Source organism: Sodalis sp. RH21, from assembly GCF_047324175.1.
GTDB lineage: Bacteria > Pseudomonadota > Gammaproteobacteria > Enterobacterales > Enterobacteriaceae > Acerihabitans.
Window position 1 is genome coordinate 5,647,053 of the sequence record NZ_CP178732.1, and the last position, 13,482, is coordinate 5,660,534.

The window sequence follows — 13,482 nt, forward strand, 5'->3', positions numbered from 1 at the left end:
CCGAGGTCAGGCCGTTTTGTTGCCTTTAAGCAGCGCCAGAACTTCATCCACATCGGTGGTATGAATCAGCCGTTGAATGACCGCGTCGTCGTCCAGCGCATTGGTCAGGCTGGTGATCACCTGGATGTGTTCGTTATTGCGGGCGGCGATACCAATCACCAGGCGGGCAATATCATCTTCTTCGTCGCCGAAACGCACGCCGTCGGGATATTGACAGAACACTACGCCGGTGCGCAGTACCTTGTCCTTGGCTTCAATCGTACCATGGGGCACCGCGATGGACTCGCCCAGATAGGTGGACGTCAGTCTTTCACGATCCATCATCGCGTCGACATATTCGGGCAGCACATAGCCGCCTTTCACCAACTGTTCGCCGGCAAAACGAATCGCCTGTTCTTTTTGTTCCGCATGCTGGCCAAGGAAGATATTGGCCGCGGTCAGGCGAAACAGGTTTTGTTCGCTGTCTTCAAAGCTATCATCCAGCGTGGAAATAACTTTTTGCTGGTTGGTCGCATTCTTTTGTACCGCCACCAGACGCGCCACCAGGTCGGTATACAGCCCGCTGTCGAGGAAGTTGGTCAACGAGATATGCTGCGCCTGGGGAGCATGGCGCATGGCCCGTTCGGTCAGATCGCGGTGGGTAATCACCAGATCCACATCTTCCGGCAGGCTGTTGATGGCCGTATTGGTCACGCTGATATTGGTCAGTCCCGCCTCTTTGACTTTTTTACGCAGCACGCCGGCGCCCATGGCGCTGGAGCCCATGCCCGCGTCGCAGGCCACGATGATTTTACGTACCGCGCTCAGATCGCCGGTAGCGCCGGCGGTAACCGGCGCCGCCATACCCTTGGATTGCGCCTTCATATCTTTGATACGACGGGTCGCTTCATCCAGATCGTCGCCTTCTTTGGCTTTCATGCTCTTGAGCAGGATTGACGCGATAATAAACGACACGGCAAAGGCTGCGATTACCGCCGCGATATTGGCAAAATAAGCGCCTTTAGGCGTCATGGCCAGCACCGCCAGGATTGAACCCGGGGAAGCCGGGGAAACCAGACCGCCGCCCAGCACGCTCAGCGTGAACACACCGGTCATGCCGCCGAGGATGACCGCAATCAGCAGACGCGGATTCATCAGCACGTACGGGAAATAAATTTCGTGGATACCACCCAGGAAGTGGATGATTGCCGCGCCGCCCGCGGATTGCTTGGCGTTGCCGCGACCGAAGATCATATAGGCAATCAGTACGCCCATGCCCGGTCCTGGATTGGCTTCAATCAGGAAGAAGATTGATTTACCGGTAGCCGTGGCCTGCTGAATACCCAGCGGCGAGAAGATACCGTGGTTGATGGCGTTATTCAGGAACAGGATTTTCGCGGGTTCCACGAAGATCGAGGCCAGGGGCAGTAAATCGTGGCGCACCATCAGGTTAACGCCCGCCGCCAGGATATGGGACAGGATTTCAACCAGCGGCCCGATAGCCAGGAAGGCGATAATCGCCAGGATCATCCCGATAATGCCGGCGGAGAAGTTGTTGACCAACATCTCAAAGCCGCTTTTGATTTTGCCGTCCACCATGCGATCGAAACGCTTGATCGCCCAGCCGCCCAACGGACCGGCCAGCATGGCGCCGAGGAACATCGGCATATCCGCCCCGGCAATCACGCCCATGGTGGTAATCGCACCGACCACGCCGCCGCGTTCGCCGCCGGCCAACCGTCCGCCGGTGTAACCTATCAGCAATGGCAGCAGATAAGTGATCATCGGGCCGACTAATTTAGCCAGGGTGGCGTTTGGCGTCCACCCGGTCGGTATAAACAGCGCGGTAATGATCCCCCAGGCAATAAAGGCGCCGATATTCGGCATCACCATATTGCTGAGGAAGCGGCCAAAATTTTGTACTCTGACCTTGATATCCGATGAAGACATAAAAAAACACCCCTATTGATACGCGCCGGACCATAAGGGCGCGTGAAAATTGTTGCGACAGTGTTGCATTCTCTGTCGGTAGTTCTGTTAGCAGCGCGACTCTACCACGCCGGGATAGCGAAGCGTAATAAGGGCCTTAAATGTGATTGAAATCACATCCCACCCCCCTATTTAGCCCCTATATAGGTGATATACATCACAAATATTACCTGTAAAAAAACCACAAAGTGACGATCAGGACGCTTTCGCGGAACAAAGTGTGATTCAGATCACGAGATGTCGTAGGGAATTTGTTTGATAAATGTGATTTGTATCACAAATTATTTACTGTCGGGACCAGATGGAAAGGCTGACAGCGTCGCTACGGGACATTTAAGCCTGTGGCGACAAGAGATTATGAAAAAAGATGTAAGAAATTTACGGATAACCCGTCTGCCGGACCAAGCCATGGCCGCCAGTCATTATCCCTGCCGGCTGTTATAAAAAGGTGACCAAACCGGCTCACCTTTTGTTTTAACCCCATCAATTGTCCCGCTGGCTGCCAGTAAGGTTTACTGGACACCGCCGCCGGCTTGCGCCTGCAGCAATTGCTGATGCTGGGTTTGCAGTCCGCCCATCAGTTCATTGTACTGCGTCGCCTGCAGCCGAGTGGGAAACGCCACCGAGTTGGCGCCATAGGTCACCTGAGCGCCCTGCATATTAAGGAAATTACCCACCTGGATCAGCGTCTCGGACAATGTTCCGGCGCTGCTTATCACCGGCGTCACTTTCTGGGTCGGCTGGATCACCAGTTTGGTATAGGCCTGTTCGTATACCGCCTTCAAGTCTTCGGGCTGCTTAAGGGCGGCGCGGGCGTCATCGGCCTGTTTTTTCAAGCGGTCGATTTGCGGCCCCAGCAGATTCAGCGCACCGGCCGATTGCTGTAACTCCACGCGATGCGACAGGTAATCCTGCGGTACCCGAATCTGGTTGATCTGATCAAGCACCGGCGTCAGGCTGGCGTTAATCGCCTGGGTATATTGCTGGGTGAAGGTCAGCAAAATCTGGTAGTCGCTGACATAGGTGCCGAATTTTTGTTTTTGATCTTCGCTGAGGGTCGGCAATCGCTCACCGCCGGGCAAGATGGTGGTTTGCAAAAACTGAATGAATGCCTTGCGCTGATCCGGCTCTTTATCGCCGCAGGCGGTGAGCTGCACCGCCAGGAAGAACAGTACTGGAATCATCAGCACGTAGCGCAGCTGCGCCAGTCTATCCCTTAACATCATGACCCATACTCCTGTAAAATCACTGGTTATTGCAAGGACGGGAGTAAACCCGCCCTTATTCTATTAGGGATTAAGAATAGTCCAATTTTCAGGTTATAGCGGTATTAAGGCGAATAACGGGTGAATCGACGCGGCATGACCGCGTCAATCCGGTCATTGCAGCAGCGAGATATCCGCCACGCGCAGGAACAGCTTTTGCAGCTGATCCAGCAGGGTCAGGCGATTCACTCGCACTTCCGGGTCTTCCGCCATCACCATTACCTGGTCAAAAAACGCGTCCACCGGCTCGCGCAGCGCCGCCAGCTCCACCAGCGCTTCTTGGTAACGGCCCGCGGCGAACAGCGGCTGCAGGATATCGCGCAGCACCGTAAGGTGGGTGGCCAGCTGAATTTCCGCCGACTCCCTCAGTTTGGAAGCCTGCACGTCGTCATTGAGGGTATCGCTGGCCTTGGCCAGGATATTCGAGACGCGCTTATTGGCGGCCGCCAGCGCCGCCGCGGCATCCAGGGTGCGGAAATAGCTGACCGCTTTAACCCGGGCGTCAAAATCCGCCGGCCGGGTGGGACGACGCGCCAGCACCGCCTGGATGGTGTCGACGCTATGCCCTTCTTCCTGGTACCAGGCGCGGAAACGGCCGAGCATGAACTCGACCACATCATCCACTACCCGCGCATTGGTCAGTTTTTCGCCGTACAGGCGCGCGGCTTGCGCCGCCAGGGTTTGCAAATCCAGCGGCAGCTGTTTCTCAACGATGATGCGCAATACCCCAAGGGCCGCGCGGCGCAGGGCAAACGGGTCTTTATCCCCTTTGGGATGCTGGCCGATGCCGAAGATGCCGGCCAGGGTGTCCATTTTCTCCGCTATGGCCACCGCGCAGGAGACCGGCGTGGAAGGCAGCGCATCACCGGAAAAACGCGGCTGATACTGCTCTTTGAGCGCCAGCGCCACCGATTCCGGCTCGCCGTCGTGGCGGGCGTAATGCATGCCCATCACGCCCTGGGTGTCGGTGAATTCAAACACCATATTGGTCATCAGGTCGCATTTGGTCAGCAGGCCGGCGCGGGTGGCCAAAGCCTCATCCGCGCCGATTTGCCCGGCGACCCAGCCGGCCAGCGCTTCGATGCGATCGCTTTTGTCGCGCAGCGTGCCCAATTGCTGCTGGAACAGCACGGTATCCAGGCGCGGCAAATGATCTTCCAGGCGCATTTTCAGATCGGTGTTAAAGAAAAATTCGGCATCCGCCAGACGCGGGCGCACCACTTTTTCGTTGCCGGAAATAATCTGGATCGGGTCTTTTGATTCGATATTGGCGACAAAAATAAAATTTGGCAGCAATGCGCCCTGGGCGTCATAGACCGGGAAGTATTTCTGGTCGCCTTTCATGGTGTATACCAGCGCCTCGGCGGGCACGGCGAGAAATTTCTCTTCAAATTTCGCCGTCAGCACCACCGGCCATTCCACCAGCGACGTCACTTCTTCCAGCAGGGAATCGGTCAGGTCGGCGTTGCCGCCGATTTCCCTGGCCGCCGCCTCCGCGTCCCGCTTAATCTTGGCTTTGCGTAAATCATAGTCGGCCATGACCTTGCCGCGCTCCAGCAGCGCCGCCGGGTATTGATCCGCATGGTCGAGGGTAAATTCCGCTTCGCCCATAAAACGATGGCCGCGCACGGTGCGGGCCGAATCGATGCCCAGCACCCGGCCGGGGATCAGTTCGTCGCCCAGCAGCATCGTCACCGTATGCACGGGGCGGATAAACTGCGTGTCTTTATCGCCCCAGCGCATCATCTTCGGCACCGGCAGCCTGGCCAGCGCGGTGGTCACCATGGCGCACAGCAGCTCCTGCGCGCGCTGGCCCTTGACCGAGGCGCGGTACAGCAGCCATTCGCCTTTATCGGTCACCTGGCGCTCCGCCTGGTCGACGGTGATCCCGCAGCCGCGCGCCCAGCCCTGGGCCGCGTTGGTCGGCTGGCCGTCGGCGTCGAAGGCCTGGGCGATGGCGGGGCCGCGTTTTTCAACTACACGATCGGCCTGGGCGGCGCTCAGGCCGGCGACTTTCAGCGCCAGGCGGCGGGGGGAAGCGAACCATTTAATCCCGCCATGGGGGAGATTGGCGCCGTCGAGCTCAGCGCCGAACAGAGTGGCAAAAGACTGCGCCAGGTGGCGAAGCGCCTTCGGCGGCAGCTCTTCCGTGCCGATTTCCACCAGAAAAGTATGTTGCGTCATGAGCCTGCCTCTTATTTCTCGTTCTTCTTGCACATCGGGAAGCCCAGGGCCTCGCGGGAAGCATAATAGGCTTCGGCGACGGCTTTGGTCAGGGTGCGAATGCGCAGGATATAGCGCTGGCGTTCGGTAACCGATATGGCCTTGCGGGCATCCAATAAGTTGAAGCTGTGCGCCGCTTTCAGAATGCGTTCATAGGCGGGCAAAGGCAGCGGGTGCTCCAGCGCCAGCAGCGTTTGCGCTTCCTTTTCATACTGGTCGAAGCAGACAAACAGGAAATCGACGTCGGCGTATTCGAAGTTGTAGGTGGACTGTTCCACTTCATTTTGATGAAATACATCGCCGTAGGTGGTTTTGCCCAGCGGGCCGTCGCTCCAGGTGAGGTCGTATACGCTGTCCACCCCTTGCAGGTACATGGCCAGTCGCTCCAGGCCATAGGTGATTTCGCCGGTCACCGGACGGCATTCCAGCCCGCCCACCTGCTGGAAGTAGGTGAACTGCGTCACTTCCATGCCGTTGAGCCAGACTTCCCAGCCCAGGCCCCAGGCGCCCAGCGTCGGGTTTTCCCAGTTATCCTCGACGAAGCGGATATCATTGATCGTCGGGTCCAGCCCCACTTCTTTGAGCGAACCGAGATACAACTCCTGGATATTATCCGGCGAGGGCTTGATGATGACCTGGAACTGATAGTAATGCTGCAAGCGGTTGGGATTTTCGCCATAGCGGCCGTCGGTGGGACGGCGGGACGGCTGGACATAGGCGGCGGCGATCGGCTCCGGGCCCAGCGCGCGCAGGCACGTCATGGGATGGGAGGTACCCGCGCCGACTTCCATATCCAGCGGTTGGATAATAGTGCAGCCTTGGCGCGCCCAATAGTCCTGTAAAGTCAGGATCAGGCCCTGAAAGGTCTTAGGATCAAACTTTTGCATGTTGAATTCGCACGCGATAAAAGTGGATTTATTAAGAATGCGCCAGTATACCCTCTGGCGTTAAGATATACAGCCCAATTAAGGAGCTAAAGCGATGATCCGGCTTTTTCAACCCGCCGATATGCCCGGTCTGCTGGCGCTCTGGCTGGAAAGCACCATGCGCGCGCACCCGTTTATCCGCGCGGATTACTGGCTGGAGAGCCTGCCGCTGGTGCGCGACGAATACCTGCCCCAATCGGTGAGCTGGCTGGAGGAGCGCGATGGTATCCTGGCCGGGTTTATCAGCGTACTGATGGGACAATTTGTCGGCGCGATATTCGTGGCGCCGCGCTATCATCGCCAGGGGATCGGGCAGGCGCTGATGGCGGTGGCGAAACGGCGCTATCCGGTCTTAACGCTGGAGGTCTATCAGTTGAACCGCCCGGCCTGCGAATTTTATTACCGCCAGGATTTCCGCCAAATCGGCAAAAATTTCAACGCCGATACCGGCCATGCTTTATTGACCCTGCAATGGCGCAGCCGTTGAGAACATGATGAACGAAACCACCAGGAGAAACACGCCGTGAACCAACCAAAGGGAGCCTACGCTTCAGGACGCGCCACTATCAGCGACGTGGCCAAAGCCGCCAAAAGCGGTAAAACCAGCGTATCGCGCTATTTGAACGGCGAGCTCGACCTGCTGTCGGACGACCTTAAAGCGCGCATCGAAGCCGCCATCGTGCAGCTCAACTACCGGCCCAGCCAGATGGCCCGCAGCCTGAAAGGGGGGCAAACCCGGCTTATCGGCCTGATTATCGCCGATATAACCAATCCCTATTCGGTGGACGTCATGCGCGGCATCGAGGCCGCCTGCCGCCAGCACGGGTTTACCCTGCTGGTGTGCAATACCAACAATGAAGTGAACCAGGAGCGCCATTATCTCCAGTTGCTTAACGGCTACCAGGTGGAAGGCATCGTGGTCAACGCGGTGGGAATGCATGAAGATGCCCTGAATATGCTGCAACAATCGCTGCTGCCCATGGTGCTTATCGATCGTAAAATCCCCCATTTCGCCTGCGATATGGTCGGCCTGGATAACCACCAGGCGGCGACCCTGGCCACCGAGCATTTGATCGAGCAAGGGTATGAGGCCATCCTGTTTCTGAGCGAGCCCTTGGGCACGGTCAATACCCGCATCGATCGTTTGCAGGCGTTTCGCGCCCGCATCGCGCGCTATCCTAACCTGGTGGCGGAGGAAGCGGAAAGCGCGCTCCACGATACCGACGCCCTGGCAGCCATCGTCGGGGGTTTTAATCGCCGCCGCCGGGGGATGCGCAAAGCCATTTTGTCGGCCAACGGCGCGCTGACCCTGCAAATCGCCCGCACCCTGCGACGCCAGGGCCTGCACTGGGGCAGCGATATCGGCCTGCTGGGCTTTGACGAACTGGAATGGGCCGAACTGGCGGGGGTAGGCATCACCACCTTTAAACAGCCCACCTATAAAATCGGCTACGCGGCGCTGGAGCAACTGTTAAAACGCATCCAGGGAGCTAACGAACCGGTCAGCGAACAGGCGTTCGAAGGTGAACTGATTGTCCGGGGATCGACCACACGGTAAAATCGCATAATGGTTATAGTTCATAACAGCTATGGTTGAATAACCGGAGCTGTTAATTCCATCAACTCAGAGCAAACGCGATGAGCTCTGTATAAAGCCCGCTATCAGCCTGTCGAAGGGCGGCTAAATATTTTTTTCTTGCTTCTGAAGTGATTACCATTTGGTCTGGCACACTGCCCCATGTAAAATAATCATTTCCCAGCGAGCGGCGTAAAATATCGCAAATAATACGGGAAAACCTGCCGTTTCCATTAGGAAAATGGATGAATCCAGACAATATTACGATGTACTCTCAAGAAAATTTCATCAACCGGAAACGTGCTATTTTCTATCCAATAGATTGTATTATCTAAGGTGTCTTTAAGTCTTGTCGTTACCAGGTAAGGGGCCGTATTTCCTATATTGACTTCGCGACATTTTGTTTTGCCTGCCCATTTCCATGTTTTATTAAACATACGTTTATGTAAAATAAAACAAAAATCATTTGTCAGTATTCTTTTATAAGTAGGTGCTGATTTATCGAGCCAGATCAATGCAGATTGTATGTTCTCCTTTTCAAATTCGTTAAGCTCACTGCGTTTAGCAATATAATTGGGGATAAGACCGTCAAGATCGTCGGGAGATAATGCTGTTGCACCATCTGGCAAGCGTTCATTAATCGATAGAGAATAGTTCATGGAATATCCCAAAAATTAGCAGGCCATTTTTCGAGATACTGATGCGCTAATTTACTAATACTTCTGTTTTGAAATTCTTTACTTGTTGATTGATCTTCCAGAGACATATGTACTTCTACCTGACCATTGATTTTTGCCGCTTTCCGGTATGCCTGTTTTTGTCGGATTTTTTCCAGCGATCGTTCTTTTGGTACGAGATAATATACTACCTCGCATCCAAGTCCTTCAGCGACCTTTTCAAGAGTATTGAGAGTGATAGAACCCTCTTCCTCGCCTTTTTCTATGTAAGCGATACGTGACTGAGTTAAGCCTACGCGCTCGCCTAGCGACCTGGCACTCATGCCTAAAGTCGTTCTGACTAATTTTAGCCAGCCGCCTTTAGGCCGACTGGCTATTTTTTCAGGTCTTAAACTGCGAATTATCGCATCTACTTGCTTGATTTTAAGCTCTTTATCCCAAGACATGACGACGCCCTCATGACATTTACAACATAATTAGCTCTAGAAATTATGCTATATATATTCAAAATTTTTGGTACAAAAACAACATATATAGCATAAATATTACATAAACCTTGTTAATTTATGTACTTATATGAAGAAATTGTTATCGCTATTTTCAGCTAACAAACATAATTATCGATAAAAATGGTATAAATGACATAATTGTCTCATAAATATTAGTTAAATATAGTGTATAATTTCAAAAAATATATGGTAAATATATCATAAATTAAAAATTGCGCGGAATCTCGTCTTCATTCATTTTTGCATCCACCGCTCGATACAAAAGATAAATTAGTGACCCCGATCATAAATCTGACATAACGGCCTTCTCAATGGAACCGGTACCATCTACCGTTAAGCCATGACGCGGGAACATTGCCCGTAAAGGAGTCCAAGATGAAGCATGATGTTTTTGTGGTCACCGCCGCGTACGGTAACGATAACGTACTCGCCCTGGGCGGGCAGCATAAGCTGCTGCCGATTATTGCCCAATCCGGCGCCGCCGGGGTGGAAATCCGCCGCGAGCTATTGACCGAAACCGACCTCAGGGAGTTGCCGGAACTGGCGCGGGCCATCAGCGCCCACGGCTTGCGCTGCTTTTATTCCGCCCCGGAAGCCCTGTTTGCCCCCGATGGAGCGCAAAACACTCTTTTACCCCAATTGTTTGACGAAGCGGAACAACTTAACGCCGAGCGGCTAAAATTGTCATTGGGACACTATCAAGCCACCGGTCATAACGCCGACGCCGAGCAGACCCTGGCCGCATTCCTGGCAGCGCAGCAGGTGAAACTACTGGTGGAAAACGACCAGACCGAATGCGGCGTGCTGCTCCCGCTCAAAGACTTTTTCACCCGGGCGGCCGGCGCGAACCTGCCCGTCGGCATGACCTTTGATATGGGCAACTGGCATTGGGTGGGGCAAGCGCCTCAGCCAGCCGCCGCCGCGCTGGCCACCTTTGTCAGCTATATCCATGTGAAGGTCGCCGTCCGGTCCGCCACAGGCTGGGGCGCGGTGCCGCCGGACGAGAGCGACGATACCTGGCGCCAGCTTCTGGCCGCCCTGCCGGATAACGCGCCGCGCGGTATTGAATTTCCGCTGATTGGCGATGATTTGGCCGCCGTGACCCGCCGTTTCGTCTCATTGCTGCAATGAGGCCATCGGCGGCGAGCTCCGCTCTGGCGCTGAAACGAAAAAGTTACATTTTTACTGGAACCGATACCATCATCACTTATCGATTAACGGACTCGCTGCCGGCCACAGGCTTTCCGCGGGCGTGACATAGAGATGATGACCGCGCCCACCTGGCGCGCCACAACACGCTGTAGCCGTACTACTAAACATCAAGGATTACCCATGAGCATAGCTAAATTAGCACCGAAGCGCTGGTGGTATATTATGCCGATTGTATTTATCAGTTACAGTCTGGCATATCTCGACCGCGCTAATTTTAGTTTCGCCTCCGCGGCGGGCATTAATGATGATTTGGGCATTACCAAAGGGGTTTCGTCGTTATTAGGCGCCCTGTTCTTCCTCGGTTATTTCTTTTTCCAGATTCCCGGCGCGATATATGCGGAGCGGCGCAGCGTCAAGACGCTGATATTCTGGTGCCTGGTATTATGGGGCGGTTTTGCCGCACTGACCGGTATCGTCAGCAACATCCCGATGCTGATGGCCATTCGTTTTGCCCTGGGCGTGGTGGAAGCGGCGGTTATGCCGGCATTACTGATTTATATCAGTAATTGGTTTACCAAAGCGGAGCGCTCCCGGGCCAATACGTTCCTGATCCTGGGTAATCCGGTAACGGTATTGTGGATGTCGGTGGTATCGGGTTATTTAATCAATGCCTTCGGCTGGCGCGAAATGTTTATTTTCGAAGGCATTCCCGCCGTTATCTGGGCATTTTGCTGGTGGATACTGGTCAATGATAAACCCGCCCAGGCCAAATGGCTGTCCGAAGATGAAAAACAGGCGTTGCAGCGGCAATTAGCCAAAGAGCAGGAAGGCATTAAAGCGGTTCATAATTACGCCGAAGCTTTCCGTTCACGTAATGTCATTATCCTGTGCATCCAGTATTTCGCCTGGAGCATCGGCGTCTACGGCTTTGTATTGTGGCTGCCTTCCATTTTACGTAACGGCATGGAAATGGGCATGGTGCAGGCCGGCTGGTTATCCGCCGTGCCCTATCTGGCGGCCACCATTGCCATGATTATCGTGTCCTGGGCATCGGATAAACTGCAGAAACGGAAAATATTTGTCTGGCCGCTGCTGCTGATCGGCGCGCTGGCCTTTATCGGGTCCTATCTACTGGGCGCCAACCACTTCTGGGGGTCCTATGCGCTGTTGGTGATAGCCGGCGCCGCGATGTATGCCCCTTACGGTCCTTTCTTCGCCATCGTGCCGGAAATGCTGCCGCGCAATGTGGCCGGCGGGGCCATGGCGCTGATTAACAGCATGGGCGCGCTCGGTTCGTTTGTCGGTTCATGGGTGGTCGGCTACCTTAACGGCGCCACCGGCTCGCCGTCGGCGTCCTATATGTTTATGGCCGTGGCGCTGCTGGTATCGGTATGGCTGACCCTGATTGTCAGGCCGGCGGAAAATACCCGGCCGCAGCCGGCGTAGGCGATGCCGCCCGCTTCCGTTAACAGGTAAAAATGTTATGCTGTTGTTATTGATGGTTGTTATTGATGGCTGTTATTGATGGCTGTTATTGATAAGCGTTATCGATATGCCGGATAACTGACTAACGGAGATGATGATGAAACCTGCCGTGGTACTTTACAAGCACCTGCCGGACGAACTGCGCCAACGCCTGGATGAGCATTTCGACGTGACCGAAATCGACGGGCTGGGCGGGGAAAACCTGAAAAAACATGCCCAGGCGCTGCAAAAAGCGCAGGGTATCATCGGCTCAGGCGGCAGGTTCGATAGCGCCATGCTCGATCGGCTGCCGGCGCTCAAGGTGGCGTCGACCATTTCGGCGGGTTATGACAAATTTGATGTCGACGAACTGACCGCGCGCGGCATCCTGCTGATGCATACGCCCCATGCCCTGACAGAAACCGTGGCCGATATCATGATCGGCCTGGTGCTGGCCACCGCCCGCCGGATAGTGGAGACCGCCGAACGCACCAAAGCGGGCGAATGGCGCGCAAGCGTCGATACCAGTTGGTTCGGCGTCGATGTGCACCATAAAACCCTGGGAGTGGTGGGCATGGGGCGCATCGGCATGGCGCTGGCCCAGCGGGCTCATTTGGGCTTTTCCATGCCCATTTTATATAATGCCCGCCGCCAGCATGCCGAGGCGGACCGGCGTTTTGCCGCCGAATATTGCGATTTGGATACCCTGCTGGCCAAAGCCGATTTCGTTTGCATCACTCTGCCGCTCACCGCAGAAACCCACCATTTAATCGGCCGCGCGCAGTTGGCCAAAATGAAACCCGGCGCGATTTTGATTAACGCCGGCCGCGGGCCGGTGGTGGATGAAAACGCGCTGATTGAAGCACTGCAAAACCGCGTCATCCGCGCCGCCGGCCTGGATGTCTATGAGAAAGAACCGCTGGCGGCGGACTCGCCGCTGCTGCGCCTGCCCAACGTGGTGGCCTTGCCCCATATCGGGTCCGCCACCGACGAAACCCGCTATAATATGGACGCGACCGGCGTGGATAACCTGATTGCCGCCTTTAACGGCCGGGTACATGAAAACTGCGTTAATCCCGGGGTGGTCAAATAGCGGCGAGATAAGCCAGGGCAGCCGCAGATTAACCTCCCCGTACGATATTCAGTCCCTCTTCCGCGACCGGCGGCACGAAGTAGCGTGTCAGCCGGTCAAAATCCTCATCGCTGGTAGTATAAGGGTGCTGGCCGCCGGCGTTCCTGGCGTGCAGGCGCTGTTTGCACACTACGTCGGGCAGGTCGAGAAAGTGCATGACATGTCCGGCGCCCGCCTCTTGCGCTATCTGCAACGCCCAGGCCCGGATGGCCGGGGTATTGAGCGGGACATCCAGCACCACCGACAGGCCGTGACGTAAAACTTCCGCCAAATGGCCGCTCAACAGCTGGCGGATACGCCCGGAGCAGCGGATATAATCAGGGATCTGCACGATCTCGCCGGGATAAAGGGTCGCAAGCCAGCGATCCTCCACGATCAGCAAGCCGGCGCCGCCCTCGCTCAGCCGCTGCGCCAGGGTGGATTTCCCCGCGCCGATTTTGCCGCATATCATATGCAGCGTGGGGGCGGGTAAATTTATTAACGGACGGCGCGTATAATCTGTCATCTTCTCTCCAGGGCCAAATAGTTAATCTTTGCCGGTATCTGGGGCTATGCTTTATGTCGGTATGCGATAAAATGGAAACGAGCGG

12 protein-coding genes are annotated in these 13,482 nt (G+C 55.4%); 5 read left to right on the forward strand and 7 right to left on the reverse strand.

Translation table 11 applies throughout. The annotated features are described in order from the left end of the window. Positions 1-6 precede the first annotated feature (6 nt). From ACL2XP_RS26020 to glyQ, 4 genes are all read right to left on the reverse strand, one after another. Entirely contained in the window at positions 7-1,929 is a 1,923-nt protein-coding gene (locus ACL2XP_RS26020; protein WP_413736319.1) for a PTS mannitol transporter subunit IICBA, read from the reverse strand. Between the two features lie 551 nt (positions 1,930-2,480). Next, complete coding sequence (locus ACL2XP_RS26025; protein WP_413739297.1) at positions 2,481-3,191, reverse strand: DUF3053 domain-containing protein; 711 nt, start codon at positions 3,189-3,191, stop codon at positions 2,481-2,483. 156 nt (positions 3,192-3,347) lie between these two features. Next, positions 3,348-5,417: a glycine--tRNA ligase subunit beta gene (gene glyS, locus ACL2XP_RS26030; protein WP_413736320.1), complete on the reverse strand. Its 2,070-nt coding sequence runs from the start codon at positions 5,415-5,417 to the stop codon at positions 3,348-3,350. 11 nt (positions 5,418-5,428) lie between these two features. Then, the gene (glyQ, locus tag ACL2XP_RS26035) at positions 5,429-6,343 is read right to left on the reverse strand and encodes a glycine--tRNA ligase subunit alpha (RefSeq protein WP_413736321.1); all 915 of its coding nucleotides are present in this window, start codon (positions 6,341-6,343) and stop codon (positions 5,429-5,431) included. Between the two features lie 94 nt (positions 6,344-6,437). On the opposite strand from glyQ, the gene ACL2XP_RS26040 reads away from it, so the two are divergent. Both ACL2XP_RS26040 and ACL2XP_RS26045 read left to right on the forward strand, forming a co-directional pair. Further along, a complete protein-coding gene (locus ACL2XP_RS26040) occupies positions 6,438-6,869 on the forward strand; it encodes an N-acetyltransferase (RefSeq protein ID WP_413736322.1) in 432 nt (143 codons plus the stop codon). A 36-nt stretch (positions 6,870-6,905) separates the two neighbouring features. After that, the gene (locus ACL2XP_RS26045; RefSeq protein ID WP_413736323.1) at positions 6,906-7,940 is read left to right on the forward strand and encodes a LacI family DNA-binding transcriptional regulator; all 1,035 of its coding nucleotides are present in this window, start codon (positions 6,906-6,908) and stop codon (positions 7,938-7,940) included. 251 nt (positions 7,941-8,191) lie between these two features. Here ACL2XP_RS26045 and ACL2XP_RS26050 read toward each other — a convergent pair whose 3' ends face one another. Both ACL2XP_RS26050 and ACL2XP_RS26055 read right to left on the reverse strand, forming a co-directional pair. Continuing rightward, entirely contained in the window at positions 8,192-8,617 is a 426-nt protein-coding gene (locus tag ACL2XP_RS26050; RefSeq protein WP_413736324.1) for a mobile mystery protein B, read from the reverse strand. Then, the gene (locus tag ACL2XP_RS26055) at positions 8,614-9,081 is read right to left on the reverse strand and encodes a mobile mystery protein A (RefSeq protein ID WP_413736325.1); all 468 of its coding nucleotides are present in this window, start codon (positions 9,079-9,081) and stop codon (positions 8,614-8,616) included. Before ACL2XP_RS26055 ends, ACL2XP_RS26050 begins: the two co-directional genes overlap by 4 nt. Positions 9,082-9,519: 438 nt before the next feature. Between ACL2XP_RS26055 and ACL2XP_RS26060 the strand changes: the two genes are divergently transcribed. The 3 genes from ACL2XP_RS26060 to ghrB all read left to right on the forward strand — a co-directional run bounded on the left by ACL2XP_RS26060 (position 9,520) and on the right by ghrB (position 12,853). Continuing rightward, a complete protein-coding gene (locus ACL2XP_RS26060) occupies positions 9,520-10,275 on the forward strand; it encodes a sugar phosphate isomerase/epimerase family protein (RefSeq protein ID WP_413736326.1) in 756 nt (251 codons plus the stop codon). 201 nt (positions 10,276-10,476) lie between these two features. Next, positions 10,477-11,742 carry an MFS transporter gene (locus tag ACL2XP_RS26065; protein ID WP_413736327.1) on the forward strand — a complete coding sequence of 422 codons (1,266 nt, stop codon included), beginning with the start codon at positions 10,477-10,479 and terminating at the stop codon, positions 11,740-11,742. 136 nt (positions 11,743-11,878) lie between these two features. Continuing rightward, positions 11,879-12,853 carry a glyoxylate/hydroxypyruvate reductase GhrB gene (ghrB, locus tag ACL2XP_RS26070; protein WP_413739298.1) on the forward strand — a complete coding sequence of 325 codons (975 nt, stop codon included), beginning with the start codon at positions 11,879-11,881 and terminating at the stop codon, positions 12,851-12,853. Positions 12,854-12,881: 28 nt separating this feature from the next. On the opposite strand, the gene ACL2XP_RS26075 is transcribed toward ghrB, so the two are convergent. Further along, entirely contained in the window at positions 12,882-13,397 is a 516-nt protein-coding gene (locus ACL2XP_RS26075) for an AAA family ATPase (RefSeq protein WP_413736328.1), read from the reverse strand. Between the last annotated feature and the right edge of the window lie 85 nt (positions 13,398-13,482).